20 protein-coding genes are annotated in these 23,966 nt (G+C 62.0%); 11 read left to right on the top strand and 9 right to left on the bottom strand.

Going from position 1 to position 23,966, the window contains the following annotated elements; translation table 11 throughout:
• Both BLJAPNOD_RS20625 and BLJAPNOD_RS20615 read left to right on the top strand, forming a co-directional pair.
• A complete protein-coding gene (locus BLJAPNOD_RS20625; protein ID WP_115420985.1) occupies nucleotides 1-1,299 on the top strand; it encodes an alpha/beta hydrolase in 1,299 nt (432 codons plus the stop codon).
• A gap of 313 nt (nucleotides 1,300-1,612) precedes the next feature.
• On the top strand, nucleotides 1,613-2,227 hold the full coding sequence (locus BLJAPNOD_RS20615) for a glutathione S-transferase N-terminal domain-containing protein (protein WP_115420984.1): 615 nt from the start codon (nucleotides 1,613-1,615) through the stop codon (nucleotides 2,225-2,227).
• Between the two features lie 106 nt (nucleotides 2,228-2,333).
• Here the strand turns inward: BLJAPNOD_RS20615 and BLJAPNOD_RS20610 are convergent, their stop codons facing one another.
• The 4 genes from BLJAPNOD_RS20610 to BLJAPNOD_RS20595 form a co-directional block, all read right to left on the bottom strand.
• Nucleotides 2,334-4,043 (bottom strand): cation:proton antiporter, encoded by a 1,710-nt coding sequence (locus tag BLJAPNOD_RS20610; RefSeq protein ID WP_115420983.1) that lies wholly within the window; start codon nucleotides 4,041-4,043, stop codon nucleotides 2,334-2,336.
• Nucleotides 4,044-4,438: 395 nt separating this feature from the next.
• Nucleotides 4,439-5,794 (bottom strand): EAL domain-containing protein, encoded by a 1,356-nt coding sequence (locus tag BLJAPNOD_RS20605; RefSeq protein WP_115420982.1) that lies wholly within the window; start codon nucleotides 5,792-5,794, stop codon nucleotides 4,439-4,441.
• 15 nt (nucleotides 5,795-5,809) lie between these two features.
• Nucleotides 5,810-6,505, bottom strand: a complete 696-nt coding sequence (locus tag BLJAPNOD_RS20600; protein ID WP_206750049.1) for a response regulator transcription factor — start codon at nucleotides 6,503-6,505, stop codon at nucleotides 5,810-5,812.
• Nucleotides 6,506-6,615: 110 nt separating this feature from the next.
• Nucleotides 6,616-7,002, bottom strand: coding sequence for a hypothetical protein (locus BLJAPNOD_RS20595; RefSeq protein ID WP_139353958.1), 387 nt, complete (start codon nucleotides 7,000-7,002; stop codon nucleotides 6,616-6,618).
• A 204-nt stretch (nucleotides 7,003-7,206) separates the two neighbouring features.
• Between BLJAPNOD_RS20595 and BLJAPNOD_RS20590 the strand changes: the two genes are divergently transcribed.
• The 8 genes from BLJAPNOD_RS20590 (at nucleotide 7,207) to BLJAPNOD_RS20555 (ending at nucleotide 19,123) form a co-directional block, all read left to right on the top strand.
• Nucleotides 7,207-10,038, top strand: a complete 2,832-nt coding sequence (locus BLJAPNOD_RS20590; protein ID WP_158556143.1) for a PAS domain-containing sensor histidine kinase — start codon at nucleotides 7,207-7,209, stop codon at nucleotides 10,036-10,038.
• Nucleotides 10,039-10,170: 132 nt separating this feature from the next.
• Complete coding sequence (locus BLJAPNOD_RS20585; protein WP_115420979.1) at nucleotides 10,171-11,037, top strand: AraC family transcriptional regulator; 867 nt, start codon at nucleotides 10,171-10,173, stop codon at nucleotides 11,035-11,037.
• Between the two features lie 91 nt (nucleotides 11,038-11,128).
• Nucleotides 11,129-14,104, top strand: a complete 2,976-nt coding sequence (locus tag BLJAPNOD_RS20580) for a molybdopterin cofactor-binding domain-containing protein (RefSeq protein ID WP_115420978.1) — start codon at nucleotides 11,129-11,131, stop codon at nucleotides 14,102-14,104.
• The gene (locus tag BLJAPNOD_RS20575) at nucleotides 14,101-14,928 is read left to right on the top strand and encodes an FAD binding domain-containing protein (protein ID WP_115420977.1); all 828 of its coding nucleotides are present in this window, start codon (nucleotides 14,101-14,103) and stop codon (nucleotides 14,926-14,928) included. The genes BLJAPNOD_RS20580 and BLJAPNOD_RS20575 overlap by 4 nt, the downstream gene beginning before the upstream one ends.
• Complete coding sequence (locus tag BLJAPNOD_RS20570) at nucleotides 14,916-15,428, top strand: (2Fe-2S)-binding protein (protein WP_077502769.1); 513 nt, start codon at nucleotides 14,916-14,918, stop codon at nucleotides 15,426-15,428. Before BLJAPNOD_RS20575 ends, BLJAPNOD_RS20570 begins: the two co-directional genes overlap by 13 nt.
• Nucleotides 15,421-16,938 carry an AMP-binding protein gene (locus BLJAPNOD_RS20565; RefSeq protein ID WP_077502770.1) on the top strand — a complete coding sequence of 506 codons (1,518 nt, stop codon included), beginning with the start codon at nucleotides 15,421-15,423 and terminating at the stop codon, nucleotides 16,936-16,938. Before BLJAPNOD_RS20570 ends, BLJAPNOD_RS20565 begins: the two co-directional genes overlap by 8 nt.
• A 38-nt stretch (nucleotides 16,939-16,976) precedes the next feature.
• A complete protein-coding gene (locus BLJAPNOD_RS20560; protein WP_077502771.1) occupies nucleotides 16,977-17,783 on the top strand; it encodes an enoyl-CoA hydratase/isomerase family protein in 807 nt (268 codons plus the stop codon).
• Between the two features lie 77 nt (nucleotides 17,784-17,860).
• Nucleotides 17,861-19,123 carry a benzoate/H(+) symporter BenE family transporter gene (locus BLJAPNOD_RS20555; RefSeq protein ID WP_115420976.1) on the top strand — a complete coding sequence of 421 codons (1,263 nt, stop codon included), beginning with the start codon at nucleotides 17,861-17,863 and terminating at the stop codon, nucleotides 19,121-19,123.
• Between the two features lie 448 nt (nucleotides 19,124-19,571).
• Here BLJAPNOD_RS20555 and groL read toward each other — a convergent pair whose 3' ends face one another.
• Both groL and groES read right to left on the bottom strand, forming a co-directional pair.
• Nucleotides 19,572-21,200 carry a chaperonin GroEL gene (gene groL / locus BLJAPNOD_RS20550; RefSeq protein WP_115420975.1) on the bottom strand — a complete coding sequence of 543 codons (1,629 nt, stop codon included), beginning with the start codon at nucleotides 21,198-21,200 and terminating at the stop codon, nucleotides 19,572-19,574.
• 57 nt (nucleotides 21,201-21,257) lie between these two features.
• Nucleotides 21,258-21,572: a co-chaperone GroES gene (groES, locus tag BLJAPNOD_RS20545; protein WP_077502784.1), complete on the bottom strand. Its 315-nt coding sequence runs from the start codon at nucleotides 21,570-21,572 to the stop codon at nucleotides 21,258-21,260.
• Between the two features lie 277 nt (nucleotides 21,573-21,849).
• Between groES and BLJAPNOD_RS20540 the strand changes: the two genes are divergently transcribed.
• On the top strand, nucleotides 21,850-22,122 hold the full coding sequence (locus tag BLJAPNOD_RS20540) for an aspartate-semialdehyde dehydrogenase (RefSeq protein ID WP_115420974.1): 273 nt from the start codon (nucleotides 21,850-21,852) through the stop codon (nucleotides 22,120-22,122).
• Between the two features lie 110 nt (nucleotides 22,123-22,232).
• Here the strand turns inward: BLJAPNOD_RS20540 and BLJAPNOD_RS20535 are convergent, their stop codons facing one another.
• From BLJAPNOD_RS20535 to BLJAPNOD_RS20525, 3 genes are all read right to left on the bottom strand, one after another.
• Nucleotides 22,233-22,532, bottom strand: a complete 300-nt coding sequence (locus BLJAPNOD_RS20535; protein ID WP_077502775.1) for a DUF982 domain-containing protein — start codon at nucleotides 22,530-22,532, stop codon at nucleotides 22,233-22,235.
• A gap of 80 nt (nucleotides 22,533-22,612) precedes the next feature.
• Nucleotides 22,613-23,089 (bottom strand): Hsp20 family protein, encoded by a 477-nt coding sequence (locus BLJAPNOD_RS20530; RefSeq protein ID WP_077502776.1) that lies wholly within the window; start codon nucleotides 23,087-23,089, stop codon nucleotides 22,613-22,615.
• Between the two features lie 324 nt (nucleotides 23,090-23,413).
• Nucleotides 23,414-23,716, bottom strand: coding sequence for a DUF982 domain-containing protein (locus BLJAPNOD_RS20525; RefSeq protein WP_115420973.1), 303 nt, complete (start codon nucleotides 23,714-23,716; stop codon nucleotides 23,414-23,416).
• Nucleotides 23,717-23,966 lie beyond the last annotated feature (250 nt).

The following is a 23,966-nucleotide window of genomic DNA, read 5'->3' as shown; positions in this document are numbered from 1 at the left end:
ATGACGATTTCCAGCTTCCCTTTCCCCGGGCGAAACAACGCCCGGGGACCGCAACGGACTGCCCGACCGTACCGGATCGATGCATTACATGCGTTCCCGCGCAGCGCGCTTGCTTCCCTGCTCGTGCTGTGCATCCTCGCACCCGGCTGCGCGACGCGGGTAGAAAATGTCCTTCAGCCTCCTGAGGTGGTCGCCCGCGACGCCAGCAGGGTGAACATGCTGGTGGCTACAACACGCAAGCCTTCGGAAAGCCCCGGCAAACTCTATACCGGCGAGCGCGGAACGGCGATCTCGCTCAACAGCGTCGCCGTCTCCATTCCTCCGGATCGGAACCGCAAGATCGGCGAGGTGCAGTGGCCTTCCCGCGTGCCGCCGAATCCGGAAAAGGAATTCGCGGTACTCGAGGTTACCAAGGCCGACACCGAACGTCAGGCGCTCGATTGGTTCCGCAAAAATCGAAACTCCAAGCGTCAGGTGCTCATCTTTGTACACGGATTCAACAACACCTATGCCGACGCCGTCTTTCGCCTGGCGCAGATCGCCCACGACTCGGGAACGGATGCAGCGCCGATCCTGTTCACCTGGCCATCACGAGGGCGCGCGTTCGACTACCTGTACGACAAGGAGAGTGCCAACTATTCGCGCCGCGCCTTGGAGGATCTAATCCTTCAGGTCGCAAAAAGTCCCGATGTTCAAGACGTGACGATTCTCGCTCATTCCATGGGAGGTTGGCTCGCGGCAGAGGCGCTGCGGGGCGTTGCCATGCGCGAAAAATCAATCCCGTCGAAGGTCAGGAATGTCATTCTGGCGTCGCCGGACATCGACATCGACGTGTTTCGTCGCCAATTCGTCGAGATGGGGCCAAAGCGACCGCACTTTGCGATCTTGACGTCCACACGCGACAAGGCGCTCGAGGTGTCTGGCTGGCTTTCGGGCGGCGTTGACCGTGTCGGTGGAACCGATCTCAAACCCTATGCCTCTGTGCTTGAAGAACTGGGCGTTTCGATCATCGACACCAGTGCCGTCGCGACTAAAGATCCCCTCGGTCACAATGCCTTCGCCGACAGTCCAGATATCGTAGGCATGCTTGGGCGACGTCTGGCTGGTCAGAGGCTGACGGGTGGAAAGGCGACATTCGCGGATCGTGTAGGAGTGGCCGCCGCCAATTTCGCCGGATCGGCAGCGCGCGTCGCCGTCGCGGCTCCGGTCTCGGTCATCAGCGGCGAGGCTCGCGAGGTCTTGAAGCGCGAACTAACCCCATCGACCGGCGAGATGGTGGACGGGCAGATCGCGTACTAGGCCAGGACTGGCCGGGCAAGGCGGTCAAGGTTGGCCCTCGCTTTCGCGGGGGCCGGCATTCCGTGGTCCTGCTCTCGGTCGCCTTGATCCATGACGGATGACCGTTGTGCAAAGGCGTCGGAGTTGTGTGCCGCCTCGTCGGCCCGTCGCGCCGCGTCGTCTGGTGTGCATCCCATCGCACGCAAAGCGGCACGCACGATGTCCGGCACCGCCGCGGCGACGGAACTCGCTGCCTGGAAACTCGGCTCGCCTTCAGCTCGCACAGACCTGAGGCCACCGGTCAAGTCAACTTCAAAAGCAAAGGTTAGATTTCATGCAACTTTTTCACGCTTCCAGATCCTGTTCGCTGGGCATCCGGATTCTTCTCGAGGAGATCGGCGTCCCGCATCAGGTCGCGACGGTCGATCTGTCATCTGGTCAGCAGCGCGACGCTGCCTTTCTCGGTGTCAATCCCAAGGGCAAGGTGCCCGCCCTGCTCCGCGACGACGGAACGGTGTTGACCGAGTTTCAGGCCATCGCACTTTGGCTTGCGTGGCAATTTCCCGAGGCCGAACTCCTTCCCGACGATCGAGATTCCGCGGCACGCGTGATCGAGGCACTTGAGTTCATAGTCGGCACCGTTCACATGCGCGGTTTTGCACTGGCCCTTATGCCCGGCAAATTCGTCTCGTCGCCATCCGCTCAGAAAGAGTTGCGCGCCTATGGACTAAGGGTCGCGACAGACGGTCTGCACCACGTCTCCACTCTTCTGGGGGAGGCCCCGTGGCTATCGGGCTCCCGGCCCGGTGTGGCCGATGCTGCGCTATTTTACGTCACATACTGGGCCAAAGCCCTGAACATCGATCTGTCCACCGCGCTGGTTGCTTTCTACGACCAAATGCTGAAGCGCCCGAGCGTGATGCGTGCGATCGACGCCTCCCCCACTTAACTTTATCCCCGAAGGAGCCGGTGGGCGGCCGCGTTCGCGCTCGCGCGCGCCTTGCACGAACAACACAACAATGAAGATCCCTCGACGAGCTTGCACAGCACGGTCATCAGATGCCGACCCGTTCCCTCAACTCCGGATTTAGCTCAGCGCGAAGCGTGGTAATGATCCGCCCTGCTTCTTCCTGTGTGAGACCACACAGCAGAAGCGATTGGTCGGCGAGCGCAAGACCGGCCGCAAGATTTTCAGGGAAGACAACGTTCGCACCGGCTTTGACAAGAGCCGTGATATCGTGATCATCGGCCGTACTGACGACACAGGGGATTGCCACCTGCTGCTCGCTCACAAACTTCAGGATCCGTTCGACGGCGGAGTGCCTATCGAAAGTGATGACGACCAGCCTGGCTTTCGCGAGGCCTGCGGCGGACAATATCCGGCGATGCGCGGCATCGCCGAGGACGATAATGTGGCCTTGTCGTTGGGCTTCCTTGAAACGCGCAAGATCGGACTCAATGGCGATGTGCGGTATCTTCGCCTCCTCAAACGCGGTCGCAACGAGGCGGCCGACACGTCCGCATCCACACAGCACAACATGTCGGTCGAGCGACTCGCTTGTTGTGCTGATAGCAGTCTCGGTTGCGGCCACACGGGCGCGCCGATCGCCGACAAGATGTTCGACAAGCGCCGCGCTGTGCTGAATCAGAACTGGGGCCAGGCCCATGGTGAGCGCAAGGGCAATCAGGACCGGTTGACCGACCTCGGAGGGCAGCAGGCCGCTGTTCATGGCCAGGGTCAACAATAGCAGGCCGAATTCTCCGCCGTGGGCAAGTATGACTGCGACGCGGAGAGCGATCGCGGCGGGCCTGCGCAACATAAGCCCGACAAAGAAGGTAATGAGCGCCTTGCCGAACAGAAAGACCGCACACCAAGCGAGGATCGCGTAGGGAAACACCACGATCAGTCGGAGATCTATCTGCATGCCTACGGTGACGAAGAACAGACCGACGAGCACGTCGCGGAACGGGCGTAAATCGTCCTCGACTCGGTGTTGAAAGTCGCTCCCGCCGATTACCATGCCGGCTATGAAGGCGCCGATCGGCAAAGCCAGACCAGCGAGATGGGCGAGATAAGCGGCCCCGAGAGCGACGAAAAGCGCCGCCAGGAGAAACAATTCGTTCGAGCGGGACTTGGAAGCACCGGCAAGAACAGTGCGGACGAGCGGGCGGGCGATAATGGAAACTGCGACGAGTGCGACCGCCGCTAGGCCGAGACGCCCCACGAGATCGAATGGGTTGACAGATGCCTGCCTCGACCAACTGTCTACGGCGACGAGAAGGGGGATGGTCGCGATATCCTGAAATAGCAGGATACCGAGGGCAAAGCGCCCATGCTGGCTCGAGATCTCTCCCTGCTCTGCGAGTTGCTTCATGGCAACGGCCGTCGATGACATCGCCACAGCACCACCAAGCAGAATGGCGATGCGGGGATCGAGCCCGAACGACCAGAGCGCGGCGGCGATCGTTGCAAGTGTCCCTCCTACCTGCAGGCCGCCTGCCAAGAGGACGGCGGTGCGCGCTGCCAGTAGGGTGGGCAGCGAGAACTCCAGCCCGACCATGAACATCAGGAAGATCAGGCCGAGTTCGGCGAGGAAGAGCGTATCGTCACCGAGTGCCACGAGATTGAGACCATAGGGACCAATCGCAAGACCGGCCAGGAGGTAGCCCATGGCGGCAGGCATTCGCAGCGCGGCGAAGAGGCCCACGGCAACGGCCGAGACCATGATCATCGACAGACTTTCAGTCAGCAGGTGTTCGGTCATCGCATGACTCGGCGGAGCGGACGGGCGGTAACAAAACTCTACCACATGAACGCCGGATTGCCTGGTATGGCGGAGTAAAACCCAACAATGTGAGGCTTTCCTCCTTTTTGAGGTCTGCCGGGGTGATTGTTGTGGAGCGTTATGCAGCGGTTCGCAGTTTCCTTTGGTTGAAGGTCACAGCCGACGTGACGCGTCTCGGATCTTCCGTTTGAGCCGCGAGACGGTTTCGAAGAATGTCGGTTCTCGCTGCCCCCGAGCGGTGCGCGGACGAAGCCGGCGGCTAAGCCGACATTTGAGCGGCTTTGCGACGAGCATGACTTATCCGGCGGCTACACACAGATCAACAACCGCACCCCGCATCAGATGCGTGGGGAGGCATCCCGTGTTCCCGTCCATTAATCGGGAGAAATTCGTAAATCAGACGCGCTGGCGGGCCGGCCGAAAAGGAACCCCTGACCATAGCTACAGCCAAGCTCTCGTAGTGCGTGGAGTTCTGTCACCGTTTCAACACCCTCGGCGACGACCTGCTTTCCTAGTGCATTTGCCATATCAATAATGGCTTTCACAATGGCATGATCGGCGCTCGAGCCGGTCATCGCACGCACGAAGGAACCGTCGATTTTAATCTGGTCATAGGCAAATTCCTTCAGATGCACGAGCGAAGCAAAGCCAGTACCGAAATCGTCGAAAGCCACGACAAAGCCTGCTGTACGCAGCGCCTCAAGCTGCGTGCCGATATCGCCACCCTGCTCCGAAAGCATGACACCTTCCGTGACCTCGATCTGGATATGGCGAGGTGACAGTCCTGCTGAGCGGGTTGCGCCAAGGATTTCATCGACAAGGCAAGGGCTGTCGGGCAATGCGATAAACTGTGACGACGAAACGTTGATCGCAATGTGCCCGAAATCGACACCGGCCGTCGCCCACGCCTTGGCCTGAGCCACGGCGCACCGCAGAACATGGCTGCCAATACGTCTGGATAATATCGGCTCGTCGAAAGCCGCGGAAAACGCAGCAGGGCCGATTACCGATCCGTCGGGCTTCTTGAGCCTCAGCAGCGCCTCAAATCCAATTCGCCTTCCCGTATCGAGCGCCATCTTCGGCTGGTAGTGGAGCACGAAAGAACCATGCGCGAACGCTTCTTCGGCCAGCGCCAGCGCCGCTTTGTCGGCATTTGCCCGATCCAGCCGACCTGAGTCGATCCGGGACAACAAATAGCGGTCTTCGGATTGCAGGAGACGTTCCACGGCGCACCGCGCCAGTCGATCCAGTAAGCCACGCACGTCGGCCCCGAGGCGTCGCGGCACCCGATCGAGCACGCAGAGCGAGCCGAGCCGAAGCCCCGGCTCGATCTCCAGCGGCACGCCGGCATAAAAGCGGATCCCGTCGCTTCCTGCAACGAAAGGGTTGTCGACAAAGCGGACATCGCGAATGGCATCCGGCACGACGAAGGGCCTCGACGATCGGATTGTGTAGTCGCAGAAGGCGTCCGCCCTGCAAGAGCCTTCCCCTTCTATTCCCCGTTTGGACTTGAACCATTGGTATTCACCGTCAAGCAACGTGATGAGGCCGATCGGCGTACCCGCCGCAAGACAGGCGGCATCGACCAGCGCATCAAGCACCGGATCCGGGCCGGACGACACACTGGACAGTTCTCTCAGACGTTTGAGACGAGCCGCTTCGTCCGGCGGGGGGCCTTCGGGTCCGAACGTTTCCGCGGAAATCACATGACGGTCAACACACTCAGGCATATGGCTCTTCTGCTCTCACCGTTGTTGGATTTCGCTCAGGCGATAGCCCACACCTCGGATCGTCTTAATGACCTCACCGCTCGCGGCATCCAGTTCCGCAAGCTTGCCGCGCAGCCTGTTGATGTAGACGTCTATCGTCTTGTCGCGCGGGTCGTGTTCACGAAAGAGCGCCTGGCGTGCAATGCACGACTTTGAGCAGTCTTCTCCCACACTGTTGAAAAGGACCTGCAGTATCCTTCCTTCGAGTGCCGTCAGCGGCTGACTGACGCCGTCGAAATCCATCGACAGCCGTCCGATGTCGCAATCGATATTGCCGATCTTGAAAGCAACACTCTGCCGCAAAGCCCTGCGGCCCATCCGCGCCTCGTGCAGGCGATGGACGCGGGCGCGCAGTTCCTTGACGCTGAACGGCTTCATCACATAGTCGTCCGCACCGACACTGATGGCGTCCGCCCGGCTATCGGCGTCTCCAGCGCCCGAGATCATGATGATAGGGACGTCGGAGCGTGAGCGCGCCTCGCGAAGCACTTCCAGCCCGCTACCGTCTGTCAGGTTGATGTCGATGAGGATGCAGTCATAGGCAGCGAGCTCGTTTGAATGAATGAAGCGGTTCGCTTGCCTCACGGATGCAAGACAATCCAGCCTGTCCCGAGAATCCGACCAGTTCAGCCGCAACATATCAACGACATCTCGCTGATCTTCGATGATCATTATGTTCATAATCTCTTCGATTGTTTGGTGGCGTGGCCCAAGCCCCTTTCCTGCGCGCCATAGAGCGGGGATGGGATTGGGCGCAGCATTGGCTGCACATTTTCGCAAACTTATATGGTTCTCGCGTTGAGACTTTCCAAGGTGGAAAACGGGGAGCTCATGTGTGCCAGCCGGTTGACGAAGTCCGGCCTCAACTGTTTTACAAAGCAAAGATGCAGGTGCCCCGGATCGCGCTGAACGACGATGCTGCCGACTACGACGTCAAACTTGCCGAAAACAAGGTAAGCGTGATCTGGAATCAGCGACTTTCCGATGCGCACGGTCGCCCCACCCTCGCTGATCTCCACAACGAGGCAGCGCACGATCTGCGTCTTGCGCATCCATTTTCCCGTGAAGAGCAGATTACAGAAGAGCGTGACGCTTCGGCGGCACCATTGACGGCTGAAGTAGTCGGATTCGACACGGCTCAGATAGGTCGTTCTCTTTGTGGTTTTCACAGGGTGACCTCGATGCTTGCCGAGGTCCCACCCCATCGGTAGGGCAGGAACGCGGCAGTTGGATGCATCGATTAAACCGGCGCACCGTTAAGCGACCGCGGCGCCAAATTTAAATAAGGTAAATTTAAGCGATCTCTCATGGATTGCGGCATCGCTTGAGACTATCGAGGTTGAAATCAACGGCGGCTGAGGACGATGCAAATCATGCGACGGGAAAACGCAAATGCTGGCAATGGCTTTCGCATCCTGGTGACCGGTCTCAGGCAACGTGCGACGGATCTGTTTTCCGCTGGAATTCTGGTCGGCGGCATCTCCGCCTTCGTCGTCGCCTGGCTCCCGACAACTGCATGGCTCTGGGTCGTCGGCGCAACGCTGATCATCGCTTGGCGACTCCGTCAAGATCGGGTCGTGCCTCGCGACGCTCGCCGACAGTCGCAAGATCTCTATGGAAACCAGGCTCTTATCGAGATCGCCGGCAAGGCCGCGAAGCTCGGCGGATGGGTGGTGCACCTGCCCGATCGCAGAATCGAATTGGCGGATGAAACCTGGGCGATCCACGAGAGACCAAGGGGCAAGACAATCGCCTTCGAAGAGGGGATCGGCTATTTTGCGCCGGAGTGGCGAGATGCGATCACTCGGCATTTCGAAGCCTGCGTTGCGACCGGTCTGCCCTACGATATCGAAGTGAAAATCATTGATGGCACGGGTCGGCGGAAATGGGTTCGCGCAATCGGCGTGGCGATCCGCGACGACATGGGCCAAATCTTCCGAATACAGGGCGCCCTCCAGGATATCGATGAGCGCAAGCGGCTGGAGAATACCGCCAGGGATCTTGAGCGGCGCTTGGCCGAGTCGATGGAGAACATCAGCGATGCGTTTTTCCAGCTTGATACCGATTGGCGCTTCACCTACCTCAACCGTCAGGCCGAGCGTCTGCTCGCGCGCCCGCGATCGGCGCTTATGGGCCGCCTGATCTGGCAGGAGTTCCCGGAGGCATCCTCGGGGATCATCCGGCAGCACTACGAGCGTGCCGTCCGCGAAAGCGAGACAGCCGATTTCGAAGTGTTTTACGAGTCCCTGAACGCATGGTTCTCGGTCACCGCCTATCCGGGGCCGGGAGGGCTGACCGTCTATTTCCGGGATGTGACGAAGCGGCATGCTGCCGACCAGCACTTGCACCTGCTGGAAATGGCGATATCGAGAATCGACGACTTCGTCATAGTCACAAAGGCTGCATCGCACCCCGGGGGCAGACAAACGATCGTCTACGTCAACGACGCCTTCATCAGGATCACCGGCTATTCACGGCCTGACGCACTCGGCCGATCTCCCGGCTTTCTGCAGGGTCACGGCACCGAACTCGCCACCATTGAAGCGATTGACCGCGCGATCACGCGGTCAAGGGCGATTCGGGCCGAACTTCTGAACTACGCCAAGGACGGCCGCGAATACTGGGTGGACATGAGCATCGCACCCATTGTCGGCTCCGATGGACGCGCGAGCCATTTCGTCGCAACCGGTCGCGACATCACCGACAAAAAGCGAGCGGCGGAACGTCTGACAGAAAGCGAGGAACGCTTCGCAATTGTTGCCATGATGACGACGGACGCGGTCTGGGACTGGGACATTGCGACCGGCCGTGTGCAATGGAACAGCAACATCAAATCCGTCTTCGGGCACGACGACGTGCCGATCGAGGATGGTTTTCGGGAATGGGAATCCAAGATCCACCCGGACGACCGCGCACGTGTCGTGTCCACCGTGCTTGCCGCGATTGAAGATGGGGTCGACACATGGCTGGAAGAGTACCGCTTCCGTCGCGGAACGGGGACATATGCCGAGGTTCTCGATCAGGGGCACATCATCCGCAATCCCGCAGGCATGGCAACCCGAATGGTCGGTGGTGTCCGCGATGTCACCGAGGCACGACTGAACGAGGCAAAACGGCTGCAGGCACAGCGGCTTGAAGCCATAGGCCAACTGACGGGCGGCGTCGCCCATGATTTCAACAACCTGTTGACGGTCATCATCGGGACAGCGGAGACGCTGGTCGACGAAGTTGCCGATCCGCGACTTTCTGCAATCGCACAGTTGAACCATAAGGCCTCGCGGCAAGGCGCTGCCCTCACACGCCAGCTACTCACCTTCGCAGGACGGCAACCCCTCGAGCCGGCGTCCCTGAACATCAACAGGACCATCCGGGCCATGGAGGGATTGCTGTCGACTGCTCTTGGCGAAACCATCATCCTGCACCTCGCGCTTGATCCGGCGGCAGGTCACGTCAGAGCGGATGCTGCCCAACTGGAAGCGTCCATCATGAACCTCTGCATCAATGCACGCGACGCAATGCCGGATGGCGGCACGGTGACAATCTCGACGACGCAAAGCGGTGATGACGCGGTGATCCGAATCTCCGACGACGGCTTCGGAATGGATGCGGAGACGCGCGCAAAGGCCTTCGAGCCGTTCTTCACCACGAAGCCCTTCGGCAAGGGCAGTGGGTTAGGTCTCAGCATGGTGTATGGCTTCGTGCGGCAATCAGGGGGCCGGATCGATATTGAATCGGAGCCGGGCAAGGGAACAACCATTTTCCTGTCCTTTCCTCGACTGGCGTCTACGGAAATACCCGCGGAGCCCATCTCGAACGGGGTGCTGGAAGGTGGCAGTGAGCGCATTCTCGTGGTGGAGGATGATCCAATGGTCCGTGAATTCGCCGCGGGCACACTCGTTTCGCTCGGCTATTGCGTCACATGCGCGGACGACGCAACGCAAGCGTTGCAGATACTCAAAACGGACGGACCGTTCGATTTGGTTTTCTCCGATGTCGTCATGCCCGGCCCAATTGACGGCGACGCTATGGCGGCCAGGATCATGACGCTGTATCCGAATGTCCCGGTTGTCCTGGCGACCGGCTACGCCGATGTCGAACGCATCGGCGCCACGTCGCGTTTCCGGCCACTTGCAAAACCCTATACGCGACGGCAGCTCGCCGAGACTTTGCGGCAAGCGATTGGCGCTTCGCAGGATAATCGATGAACTCCCGGGCACAATGTGGCGCGTGCCCGCGATACATCAGGTTCTTCGACGCTCGGTCTCGTCGGCCTACGGCCTTGAGGCCTGAAACCCCGCCGGACTTGCGGTTTCTGCGAAAAGACCAATATTTAAGCGATGTCGAATGCTCTGCGCATCGCACGTGGCCGCTTCGGGAGAGTGGCGCTGCTGGATATGGATCGGCCCCTGGTGCGGCACGCGCACCCGCATTGCCATGTCCTGCTGAAGGTCGAGGGGGCCGATACGCAGTTTTCGGTGCGCGATCGGCTCGTCCCGCTTACAGACGAAAGCGCCGTTCTTATCAACGCCTGGGAACCGCATGCCTATGCGCACGACCAGACGCGCCCGAAGACGGTGATCCTTGCGCTCTATATCGAACCGCAATGGCTCGGTCATTTCCGGCCGAACTGGGCGACGAGCCACGCGCCCGACTTTTTCGCCTGCAATGTAGGCTCGATCACCCCCGACATCCGTTCGCGCGCGCGCACGCTTGCGGAGACCATGGTGCAGGAGCCGAACAGCGCCGAAGTGCACGAGGTGCTTCTCGGCGAACTGATGATTGCCGTCATCGAGCGTTTCGCCGACTGGCGCGCGGTGCCGAATTCGATCCGCGACCTCGCATCGCGCCCCATTCTCGACTTCCGCATCCGCAAGGCCGTCGAGCACATGAAGGCGGCACCGGGCGAGATCGCCGATCTCGACCGGCTGGCGATCGACGTCGGCCTCTCGCGGGCGCATTTCTTCCGGCTGTTCGAGACGTCGATGGGGGTGACGCCACGCGTCTTCCTCAACGTGCAGCGGCTCGAACGGGCGGTTACGGCCGTCGCGGACGGCACCGAGAGCTTCGCCACGATCGGCGACCAGCTCGGCTTTTCCGTACCGGCGCATTTTTCACGCTTCTTCCACGATCATGCCGGGTCGTCTCCGAGTATCTTTCGGAGCGTCACCCGGCTCTCGGCTCAGGAATTTGAGACTCCTCGGTAAGGTCTGATACGCGTCGGTATCGCCCGATCGCGCACCCTTCTCCACTCTTTGCTCCACGGCACCCCTTCACCAACGGGTGCGGGAGGAGCGAATGACGAGATTGGAAACGACGGGAGGCCTGATCGGCCGGACCGTCGAACGTGTCGAGGATGCCGGACTTCTGACCGGCCGCGGCCGCTACATCGACGACCTGCCCGTCCGGCGCGACACCGCGCATCTGGCGATCCTGCGCTCGCCGCATGGCCATGCCGAGATCAGGGCGATCGATACGAGTGCCGCCCGCGCGCTGCCCGGCGTCTTTGCCGTCATGACCGGCGCGGACGTGGCGAGGCTCACCCGCAGCATGACGGTGGGAGTCAAGGCCAATGTCGAATGCTGGCCGATTGCCCGCGATCGGGTGCGCTATGTCGGGGAGCCCGTTGCCCTTGTCGTCGCCGAAAACCGCTATGTCGCCGAAGACGCGCTCGACCTGATCGAGGTCGACTATGAGACACTGGCCGCCGTCGTCGATCCCGAGAAGGCGGTAGCGGCGGACGCACCAGTGCTGCATCCGTCGCTTGGCACCAACCTTATCAACGAGCGCGCCTTTCGCTATGGCGACCCGGAAGCAGCGCTCGCGGCGGCCGCCCACCGCGTTTCCATCCGCATCGCCTATCCGCGCAATTCCTGCACGCCGATCGAAACCTACGGCGTCATCGCGGAATACGATCCAGGCGAGGACGCCTATGACGTCACGGCGAATTTTCAGGGTCCGTTCTCGATTCATGCGGTGATTTCCCGCGCGCTGAACGTGCCCGGCAACCGTATGCGGCTGCGCACGCCGCCCGATTCCGGCGGCTCCTTCGGCATCAAGCAGGGCGTGTTTCCCTATGTCATCCTCGCCGCCGTCGCCGCCCGCGTTTCCGGGCGGCCGGTGAAATGGGTCGAGGACCGGCTCGAACACTTGACGGCATCCGTCTCGGCGACAAACCGCGTCACGACGCTGGAGGCGGCCGTTGCCGCCGACGGCCGCATCACCGCGCTTTGCTGGGATCAGTTGGAAGACTGCGGCGCCCATCTGCGCGCTCCGGAGCCGGCGACGCTCTACCGCATGCACGGCAACATGACCGGCGCCTATGCGATCGAAAACGTCGCCATCCGAAACCGCGTCGTGCTCACCAACAAGACGCCGACCGGGCTGAACCGCGGCTTCGGAGGACCGCAGATCTATTTCGCGCTCGAGCGGCTCATTCACAAGATCGCCGACGAACTCGGCCTCGACCGGCTCGATATCATTCGCCGCAACCTCGTGCCGGCCGACGCCTTTCCCTATCGCACCGCGACCGGCGGCCTGCTCGATTCCGGCGACTACCAGACAGCGCTCGATCGCGCCTGCGCAGAAGGCGGCCTCGAGGCGCTGCAGCAGCGGCGGGACGCAGCGCGCGCCGAAGGGCGGCTCTATGGCATCGGCTATGCGGCGGTGGTCGAGCCGAGCGTCTCCAACATGGGTTACATCACGACCGTGCTGACGCCTGAGGAGCGGGCAAAGGCGGGGCCGAAGAACGGCGCGCAGGCCGTCGCGACGGTGGCCATCGATCCGCTCGGTTCCGTCACCGTCAAGGTGGCCTCCGTGCCACAGGGCCAGGGTCACCGCACCGTCCTGGCGCAGGTGGTTGCCGAGCGGCTCGGGCTTGCCATGGAGACGGTGCGCGTCAACACGGAACTCGACACGGCGCGCGACGCCTGGTCGATCGCGTCCGGCAATTATGCAAGCCGCTTCGCTCCCGCCGTCGCGGGCGCTGCAGCACTTGCGGCCGACCGCATCCGGGCTCGACTTGCAACGATCGCCGCTCGCCAGCTCAACATCACGCCTGACCGCGTGGACTTCAGGGCCGGCAAACTCCTCGATCGCGACAATCCAGACAACGCCGTCACCTTCGGGCGCGTCGCGGCGGCCAGCCACTGGGCACCCGGCACCCTGCCCGAGGGTACAGGCCAGACGATCCGCGAGACGGTCTTCTGGACGCCGGACGAGCTTCAGGCGCCGACAGCGGCGGACGGCATCAACTCGTCGCTCTGTCACGGCTTCATCTTCGACTTCTGCGGCGTGGAAATCGACCGGAAGACCGGCCAGGTGCGTATCGACCGCTACGTGACGATGCACGATTGCGGCCGCATCCTGCATCCCGGCATGGTCGACGGCCAGGTGCGCGGCGGCTTCGCACAGGCGGTCGGCGCCGCGCTCTACGAGGAGTTTGCCTATGGCGGCGACGGAAGCTTCCTGACCGGAACGCTCGCCGACTACCTGATCCCGACCGTCATGGAGACGCCGGAGCCGCTGATCCTCCATCACGAGACGCCCTCGCCCTTCACGCCGCTCGGCGCCAAGGGCGTCGGCGAGGGCAATTGCATGTCGACGCCCGTCTGCATCGCCAACGCCGTCGCCGATGCGCTCGGCGTCGAGGACATCCGGCTGCCACTGTCGCCGAGCCGTGTCAGTGAATGGCTCTATGGCGAGGAGCGACCGCCGTCGAAGCCGCGAGATCCGAGCCCCGTTGCCACCGGCGCCTCGGGTGAGCGGATGCTGACCGGTTCGGGCTCGGCTGAGGTCACCGCCACCCGCGATTCGGTCTGGGCGATGCTACTCGACCCCAACACGCTGAAGGCGATCATCCCCGGTGCGCACGAGGTCCGGAAGGTCTCCGACACGCATTTCCGCGCCGAGGTCACACTCGGCATCGGGCCGGTCAAGGGCCGCTACCGCGCCGACATCCGCCTGTCCGACATGGTCGAGCCGGAAGCCGTTACGCTCTCCGGCGGCACGGAAGGCGCGCTCGGCTCCGGCCGCGGCACGGGTCGCGTCACGCTGACCGAAACCAGCACCGGCACCCGCATCGACTATCGCTACGAGGCGGCGATCGGCGGCAAGGTCGCCTCTGTGGGCGGCCGCCTTCTCGACGGCGCGGCGCGCGTGGTGATCGGCCAGTTCTTCCAGGCGCTCGCCCGTCATGCCGGCGGCGGCGCGCCTCCCAGCGCCGCCGCCGGCTTCATCCAGCGGCTTTTCAACCTCTTCGGGAGGCGCCGTTGAAACCCGCATCCTTCGATTTCCTCTGTCCGGAAACGCTCGAGGAAGCGCTGGCCGCGCTCGCCGAGGGCGGCAGCGAAGCACGCGTGATCGCCGGCGGACAGTCGTTGGTGCCGATGCTCAACATGCGGCTCGCCCGCCCTGCCCTGCTCGTCGACATCATGCGACTTGAAGCACTGCGCCGGATCGAGACATCCGGCGAGGAGATCGTTGTCGGCGCGGGCGTGCGGCAGGCGGAATTGGAAGCTTGGCCAAGCCTTTTGCGCGACCTGCCGCTTCTGGCCGCCGCCTTCCCCTGGCTCGGCCATGTGCAGACGCGGGCTCGCGGCACGGTCTGCGGCTCGGTCGCCCATGCCGACCCGAGCGCGGAGCTGCCGCTGTCCCTGGTGACGCTCGGCGGCACGGTCAGCCTGCGCAGCCGCAAGCAGAAGCGCCGGGTCAAGGCGGACGACTTCTTCATCGGCATGATGGCCACCGACCTTGCCGAGGGTGAGATGATCGAAGCCGTGCATTTTCCGAAGGCCCGGCCCGGCAGCGGTTATGCCTTCCGCGAGGTCGGACGCCGACATGGCGATTTCGCCATCGTCGCCTGCGCCGCCGTCGCCGACGACAGGGGCTTGCGGCTCGGCATTGCCGGCGTCGACGACCGGCCGCGCGTCTTCCCGCTGCCGGCGCTTAACGACGATCAGTTCGACGATGCGATCAACGACATCGCCTGGTCGCTGAACGCCCGCGACGACATTCACGCAAGCGCCCGCTACCGGCGCGAACTGGTCCGCAGCCTTGGCCGCGAGACCCTCAAGGAGGCAAGCCGATGCCGCGCATGAACGCTGCCCGGAGGCATCCGGTCGACTTCACCCTGAATGGCAGAACGGTCCGCGCGGAAGCCGAGAACCGCATGCTGCTCTCGGACCTGCTGCGCCACGAGGTCGGGCTGACCGGCACCCATGTCGGCTGCGAGCACGGCGTCTGCGGGGCCTGCACCGTGCAGATCGACGGAAAGCCGGCACGCGCCTGCCTGACACTCGCCCAGCAAGTGCGCGGCAGCGATGTGCGGACCGTGGAAGCGCTTTCGCCCGACCCGGCCGAGCTCTCCCCGCTTCAGGCGGCCTTTCGCCGCCACCACGGCCTGCAATGCGGCTTCTGCACGCCCGGCATCCTGATGTCGCTCGACGCCCTTCTGCGCGAGCGGCCGGACGCGGGCCGGGAAGAGATTCGCGAGCACCTCTCCGGCCATCTCTGCCGGTGCACGGGCTACGCGACCATCGTCGAGGCGGCGCTCGCCGCCGCGGAGGAACAACGGAAGGAGGAGAAACCGAATGTTTGATCTTGGAACGAGTTTCCTCGCAAGCGTCGAGCGCGACCCGGACCGGCTCGCGATCGTCGACGGGGGGATGCGATTGAGCTATCGCGACTGGTACGGCAAGGTTTCGGCGCTTGCCGCAGCCCTCGACGAGACCGGCCTGAAGCGGGGCGACCATGTGCTCACCGCCATGCAGAACCGCTGGGAAAACGCGTCGCTGCACTGGGCCTGCCAATTCCTCGGCCTGATCGTCACGCCGCTCAACTGGCGGGCCAAGGCCGACGAAATCGACTTCGGCATCGCGGACGCCGGCGCAAGGGCCGTGTTCTACGAGGCAGCAACGGAAGAGGTCGTGCGCCTGTCGCGCCTCGCGCGCGACCTGCCGCAATTCTCCGCCGATGCGCTCGCCGGCATCATGGATGGCAGCGCCCGCGGTGCGGTGCCCCGGGCGGACGCTGCCGACTGGTCGCTTATGCTCTATACATCAGGCACGACGTCGAAGCCGAAGGGCGTGCCTCGACGGCATCGGGCCGAACGCGCCGGTGCCGTCGCCCATGTCGCACAGAACCTCTACCGGCATGGTGAGCGCACGCTCGGCGTCATGCCGCTCTACCACACGATGGGCGTGCGTTCGCTGATTGCATCCTCGCTGATCGGCGGGACCTTCGTTTGCCTGCCGCGTTTCGACGTGGCGAAGGCGCTCGACCTGATCGAGGAGGAGAAGATCACCAACCTCTATCTGGTGCCGACGCTCTACCACGATCTCGTGCATCACGAGGCCTTTTCGCCCGAGCGCGTCGCTTCCGTCCGCAAGCTCGGTTATGCCGGCGCTTCGATGACCGACGGGCTCTTGAAAAGACTTGATCAGACTTTCGAGCCCGAACTCTTCGTCAATCATTACGGCTCGTCGGAAATCTACACCTTCACGATCGAGCAGAAGGCGGCGAGCAAGCCCGGCTCCGCCGGCCGCGCCGGCATCAACCAGATGATCCGTGTCGTCAAACTGGGCAGCCGCAACCCGGACGAGCGAGCGGCTGTCGGCGAGGAAGGCGAGATCATCGCGCTGATGAAGAGCGACGAGGCCTTCGAGGGCTACTGGAACCGGCCCGACGCGGATGCCAAGGCGCTTCACGGTGGCTGGTACTTCACCGGCGACACCGGCTTCGCCGACCAGGACGGCGATCTCTTCGTCACCGGGCGGGCCGACGACATGATCATCACCGGCGGCGAGAATGTTTCGCCGGTCGAGGTGGAAAGCTGTCTTTCGCTGCATGAGGGCGTCGCCGAAGTCGCCGTCGTAGGCCTGCCCGACGAGCGTTGGGGCAAGATCGTCGTCGCCTTCGTCAAGCGGCGCGGCACTGTTACGGCTGAGGACCTCGACCACCATTGCCGCGCTTCCGGCCTTGCCAATTTCCGCCGGCCGCGCCGCTTCGTCTTCGTCGAGGCTATCCCGAAATCCCCTGTCGGCAAGCTGCTGCGCCGCCTTCTGGTGGCCGGTGAGTACACCGAGGAACGCATTCCCGAACATCAGTAAGCGGCCAGAACGCCGCCAGACCAACGAAAGGAAAATCCATGACCGAACAAGCCGCATTCCAGGACCCGCGCCTCGCCGAACTCGACGGCTTCACCGTCACGATCGATGCGGCCCGCCAGCGCGCCGACATCACGCTCGACCGTCCGCCCTACAACGTCGTCTCCATGCTGGCACGCGACCAGTTGCGCCTCGCCTTCGAGGTCCTCGACGAGGACGATCGCGTGCGCATCATCGTCGTTGCCGGCAAGGGCGAGCACTTCTCGTCCGGCGGCAATATCAAGGGCTTCCTCGAGGCAAGCCCCGAGCACGTCTCGCACCTCGCCTGGAACATCGCGGCACCGGCCCGCTGCTCCAAGCCGGTGATCGCTGCCAACCGCGGCTATTGCTTCGGCGTCGGCTTCGAACTGTCGCTCGCCTGCGACTTCCGCATCGCGACGGATACCACGCGCTATGCCCTGCCCGAGCAGAAGCTCGGCCAGATCCCGGGCTCTGGCGGCTCGGCCCGCCTGCAGAAGATGGTGGGCGTCACCCGTACCAAGAACATCGTGATGCGTTCGAAGCGGATCACCGGCCAGGAGGCCTACGACTGGGGCATCACCTCGGAGATCGTCGCGGATGCCGATCTTGAAAAGGCCGTCGATGCGCTCGTCGAGGAACTGATCGGCTTCTCGCCGCTCGCCCAGCGCACGGCGAAGAAGCTCCTGAACGACACGGACGACGCGCTGCTGTCGACGGCCATCGAACTCGAGGGCCACTGCTACAGCCGGCTTCGCACATCGGAGGATTTCCGCGAAGGTGTGCTCGCCTTCCACGAAAAGCGCGCACCGGCCTTCGTCGGCCGCTGAACCATCGGCCGGGCGGGAACCCGGCCCCAGTTCCACGAGGAGGGAGCGGCCTCGGATCCGCTTCGGGAGGATTGAGAATGGATACGACACAGCAGACGACACAGGAAAAACGCCTTGTCGAACGGGGACCCGGCCTTGCGTCGGGTCTGGGCGACCTGCCGAAACACCTCGGCATCAAGACGATGAGCGCCGGCCTCGTCGCCGCCATCTTCGGCTGCTCCGGCCCAGCCCTCATCGTCATCGGCGCGGCCGAGGCGGGCCATCTGACCAACGGGCAGACCGTCGCCTGGCTCTTTGCGATCTACGTGCTCGGCGGGCTCATCAGCCTGCTGCTTGCGCTCTATTACAAGCAGCCGGTCAACGGCGCCTACTCGATCCCGGGTGCTGCCCTCGTTGCCGGCTCGCTTGCGACCATTCCGTTCAACGAAGCCGTCGGCGCCTTCATCCTGGCGGGACTGCTTGTCCTGCTGCTCGGCGTCACCGGGCTCATCGGCAAGGTGATGCGCTGGCTGCCGATGCCGATCGTCATGGCGATGATCGCCGGCGCCTTGATCCGCTTTGCGACAGGCGCCGTGACTGCGCTCGGCACGGCACCGCTGATAGCCGGCGCCGCGATCCTCGCCTTCTTCGTCTCTATGCGGCTGACCAGGACCATCCCGCCGGTGCTGGCCGCTCTCGTCGCCGGCCTGATCGCGGCGCTCGCGACCGGTGCGGTCGGAGGCGCTGCGGCAAACATCGCCTTCGCCGCGCCTGAATTCACGATACCGGTGTTCTCCATCGATGCCTTTTTCGCGATCGCCATCCCGCTCGCCCTTCTCGTGATCGGTGCCGAGAACGCGCAGGCGACCGGCGTGCTCATGGCCGAGGGCTATCGGCCGCCAGTCAATGCGATGACCATCATTTCCGGCATCGGCGGCGTCGCGGCCGGCTTCCTCGGCGGCCACAATGCCAATATCGCAGGCCCGATGACAGCCATATGCTCGTCCGAACAGGCCGGCGAGAACAAGGAGGGCCGCTATGCCGCGACGGTGGTCAACGGCGTGCTCTTCGCCGCCTTCGGCCTCCTCGCCGGCGCCGCCGTTCCGATCGTGCTCAGCCTGCCGTCGGCTCTCATCGGCACCGTCGCCGGCCTTGCCATGATCGGCGTGCTGCTGTCCGCCTTCCAGAACGCCTTCGGCAAGTCGCTCGGCAACCAGACCGGCGCTTTCGTGGCACTTGCAGTCGCCATGTCGAACGTCTCGCTTCTCGGCATCAGCGCGCCCTTCTGGGCCCTAGTCGCCGGCGTCATCGTCTCGGCCTTGGTCGAAGCCGGAACGCTCGAGGCAAAACAGGCTACGTGACGCGACGTCCAGCGCTGAGCGGTCGCGGCATATGGAGGGAAACACTGCCCCGGTGCATCCGTACCGGACCCTTCGGGGCAGTGAGATTTCCGGCTCTTGAGTGGCACCTGACCGTTGTATCCTGATGGGAATACCACAATGAGCGTACTAGCGCCGGCGGCAACGCTGTCAGATCCCGTTCACGCGCAGCTCCGCCAGCCCCCGAAGCGAGGCGGTTCATTTCAACCGAAGAAAGTATCGTTCGGGCCAAAGGGCGCCAGCAGGGCACTGGGTCAGCATTTCCGATGGAATTTTCAATGAATGCTATGTCAACAAGATCCTAGCAGATCACGATGACCGCCTTTACGCGTCATGGGTAGCACGTGGGTAACGGTGGCAGACGACAGGACGTGTCTTGCTAACCCTCGGGGGCCCGCCTTCGCAAGCGGACCCCTTCTTCGTCAGGGCCTCAGAAATCCATGCCCGCGCCGGCTGGAAGCGCAGAAGCCTTCTCCTGCTTGGGCTTTTCGGCAATCATGGCTTCCGTGGTAATCAGCAGACCCGCCACGGAGGCTGCGTCCTGGAGAGCCGTCCTTACAACCTTTGCCGGGTCGATGACCCCCATTGCGAACAGATCGCCATACTCTCCAGTCTGCGCGTTCCAGCCGAACTGCAGATCAGACTTTTCCCGAAGTTTGCCGACCACGATGGACCCCTCGGCGCCGGCGTTCTCCGCGATTTGGCGAACCGGGGCCTCCACCGCGCGCCTGACGATTTCGATCCCGACACGCTGGTCGTCGTTGCCGAACGCGAGATTGTCGAGGGCCTTGGTGGCGCGCAGCAGCGCCACGCCGCCGCCAGGCAGGATGCCTTCCTCGACGGCAGCACGGGTTGCGTGCAATGCGTCGTCGACGCGATCCTTCTTCTCCTTCACTTCGATTTCCGTCGACCCACCGACCCGGATGACGGCCACGCCGCCGGCGAGCTTGGCTAGGCGTTCCTGCAACTTCTCGCGATCGTAGTCCGAACTGGTCTCGTCGATCTGCGCTCGGATCTGGGCGACGCGGCCGTCGATTTCCGCCTTTGAACCGACGCCGTCGATGATCGTCGTGTTTTCCTTTTCGATCACCACCTTCTTCGCCCGACCAAGCATATTGAGGGTGACGTTTTCCAACTTGATACCGACATCTTCGGAAACGACCGTGCCGCCGGAGAGGACGGCGATGTCCTCCAGCATCGCCTTGCGCCGGTCGCCGAAACCGGGGGCCTTGACCGCTGCGATCTTGAGGCCGCCGCGCAGCTTGTTGACGACGAGGGTTGCCAATGCCTCGCCTTCGACGTCTTCTGCGATAATCACAAGCGGCTTGCCGGACTGCACCACTGCTTCGAGAACCGGCAGCATGGCCTGCAGGTTGGACAGCTTCTTTTCGTGGATGAGGATATAGGGATCTTCAAGCTCGACCCGCATCTTGTCCTGATTGGTCACGAAATAGGGGCTGAGATAGCCGCGGTCGAACTGCATGCCTTCGACCACCTCAAGCTCGGTTTCAGCCGTCTTGGCTTCTTCGACGGTGATTACCCCTTCATTGCCGACCTTCTCCATCGCTTGGGCGAGATATCGGCCGATCTCCTCGTCGCCGTTTGCCGAGATAGTTCCAACCTGGGCGATCTCCGAATTGTTCGAAATCTTGCGGGCGTTGGCTTTCAACTCCTTCACGACGGCGTCGACGGCAAGATCGATGCCACGCTTCAGATCCATCGGGTTCAGCCCGGATGCGACAGCTTTTGCCCCCTCCTTGACGATTGCCTGGGCGAGAACGGTTGCGGTGGTTGTGCCATCACCGGCAAGATCGTTGGTCTTCGAGGCGACCTCGCGCAACATCTGCGCGCCCATATTCTCGAACTTGTCTTCAAGCTCGATTTCTTTGGCAACCGAGACACCGTCCTTGGTGATCCGTGGGGAGCCAAATGATTTGTCAATCACGACGTTGCGGCCCTTTGGGCCGAGCGTGACCTTTACGGCGTTGGCCAGAACATCGACCCCACGCAACATGCGTTCACGGGCATCGACATTGAATTTGACGTCTTTCGCAGCCATGTGTTCACTCCTTCAATAGGCAGCTAGATTTGACTGATGGGTTGTAGCGCCGGCCGATCAGGCGGCCTTCTTCTGTGCCGCCTCTTCTTCGATGACACCGAGAACATCGCTTTCCTTCATGATCAGCAGGTCTTCGCCGTTGATCTTGATCTCCGTGCCGGACCATTTGCCGAACAGGATACGGTCGCCGGCCTTGACATCGAGCGGCTGCACCTGGCCAGCCTCGTTTCGAACGCCGGAACCAACGGCGATGACCTCGCCTTCCTGCGGCTTTTCCTTGGCGGTATCGGGGATGATGATGCCGCCTTTTGTCTTTTCCTCGGACTCGATGCGGCGCACAAGAATGCGATCGTGAAGCGGTCGGAACGTCATGTTTTCCTCCATGGACAAACGATGATGATCAATAGTTCCCGTTCCGGGTCGGGAGACCAATCCGGAACGGGTGCCGGACCCATAAGGCATCCGGCGGCGATCGATTTAATTTTGCGGAATTCCGGTTTCAAGGGTCTCGGGCAAAAAAATAGCAGTCAAACTTCTTTGCTGCCAAGCGACTGTTCCGGAACGGAAATTCGCCCGAGCAACCGATTTTTGATTGCACAGCGAGTCCACCTTTGGCAGCATTGTCCGGTTCTTTGGATGGAGATGGAGCATGACGTTTTCATCAGACCTGGAGCAACAACTCCATGGATATGGCCTGACCACAGCACATATTCTCTACCGCATTCCCGATTTCGAATCCGTGCTGCAGACCTATGTCTGGCAGCACTATGACGTTGCGCCAGAGTTTCCGGAGATGAGGAGGTTTCTCAATTTCTGGCAGCAGACGCTCGATGGCCCACTCCATTCCATACGCTATTCGCACAGACGGCTGATAGGCCCGAACGAATGGCGTCAGATCGATGGGGAGTTCGATCTGCACTAACGAAGTGTCTCGTGGCAGACATTTAGGTTATCACGCTGCAGGGCATCCTCGACGCCCTGCAGTATCATTGATCCAAGCGCCGCTGTTGCAACGCTTAGACGTTCTCGGAGCTATAGAATTTGCTGGTTGCTGCCGCGCGTGTTGCGCCCCGCGACGGCGATGTCGACTGTTGGGGCGATCAAATCATGTTTTTCCGCGAAGGCAACAAAAACGCCTCGGGCGGTCTCCGCCTCGATTTCGCCCCTCAGTGCGGCTCGGCATGCTTTCAATGCGAATGCGCGGGCTGGATCATGAGGGGAAGCTGGCCAGTCCATGAGAAGCTGGTAGGCATGCATCACCGAGCGTACTTCCGTCGGGATACCGAGGCCTGTCAGAATGGTTACGGGTGCTTCGAACATATCGGGTTTCATCGTGCTCTCCTTTCATAAGCCCGATCGTTGAGCGGAAAAAAGGGGCGCCGACAGCGACACCCACGCGTGCACTGATCATCTCAGGCGGCCGGTCGGCTCCCGATCTTTGTAGCGTTCTGCGTCTCTGCGAGAGTTGCGTTCGTCTGGATGTCGATTTTCCGCGCCTTCATTGCCTCGGGGATTTCCCGGACCAGATCAATGGACAGCAACCCGTTTGTCAGATCGGCGCCGGAAACCCTGACGTGGTCCGCCAACTCGAAGCGGTGCTCGAAGGGACGGCCCGCGATCCCACGATGCAGATAGCCTTCGCCCTGAGCTTCACCCTTGTTGCCGGCAATCGTCAGCAGGTTCGACTGAAATGTGAGGTTGAGATCATCCTGCGAGAAACCGGCGACGGCGACCGTGATGCGGTAGGTATCGTCACCCGTTTTGACGATATCGTAGGGTGGCCAGTCGCTGACGGTGCGGGCACGCTGCGCATTCTCGAGAAGATTGAATACGCGATCGAAGCCTACGCTCGAGCGGAAGAGTGGTGCGTAGTCATAAGATGTTGCCATAGCCATATCCTCCTTTAAGCCACATGGATACGGGGGCGCCAAACGCCCCAGCATTTGCTAGCGCTTAGAGCCACCAGCGATATTGAGTTGGTTTTTGTCTCCTGCGGTTTCAACAATCTGAACGAAAAAATGCAGGCTTTCAAAGGCCCTTTGAAAAGTCTCCGACAGCCAACGGCATGAACTGGAAATCCTTTGGAAGATGACACCGCACAACAAGATTCGTATCCCCGGTCATCAACCGGAGATACTATGGCGCACAGTGTAGGTGGTCGCGCATTCTGAAGGCTGATTGGGGCATACATCGTGCCCCAACCAAAGCGCTTGTTAAGCGATTGACCGCTGCCCGCCGGAGCCGGAGCGAATGACTTTTGGTTCCATGACATCGACGGTCATGCCTGCCTCAAGGCAAGCGTCAATAAACGCCTCTCTAGCGATCGCAACAGGCGTCACTCGGTTAAGGGCCCGACGGCAGGCCTGGACAGCGCGGTTATGCTTCCTGCCGCGGCGTAAAGACCAGTCGGCTTCCAGGAAATCGAGCGCGTCGTTGACTGTTGAGAAGATATGCTCGGTTCCGTCTCTTGGGCGGAGTGAGACCGGCAGCATCCAAAACATTTCCGGATTGAACATGGGGTCCTCCTTTCGCAAACAACACCCGGATGAAAAAGAAGTACCAAAAATATCGGTGAAAGCTGCCTCGATTTCAAGGCGGTCTTGTTGTTTTTCTTTGCTGCAGAACGCCTGGATCTGGTGATACGCGCCGGCCGCGGCGAAACGTGCTCCGTGTTCGTGACCGGCTAATACCAACCGTCATTGATCAGAACCCTTGCGCCCATTGCCGTCGGCCAATTGACATGATTTTCCATGGCCGCTCCTGTAG

Origin of the sequence: Ensifer sp. M14, assembly GCF_003355565.1 — a bacterium.
GTDB lineage: Bacteria > Pseudomonadota > Alphaproteobacteria > Rhizobiales > Rhizobiaceae > Ensifer.
The sequence above is the reverse complement of the archived record's forward strand: the minus strand, read 5'-3'. Positions and strand labels throughout refer to the sequence as shown.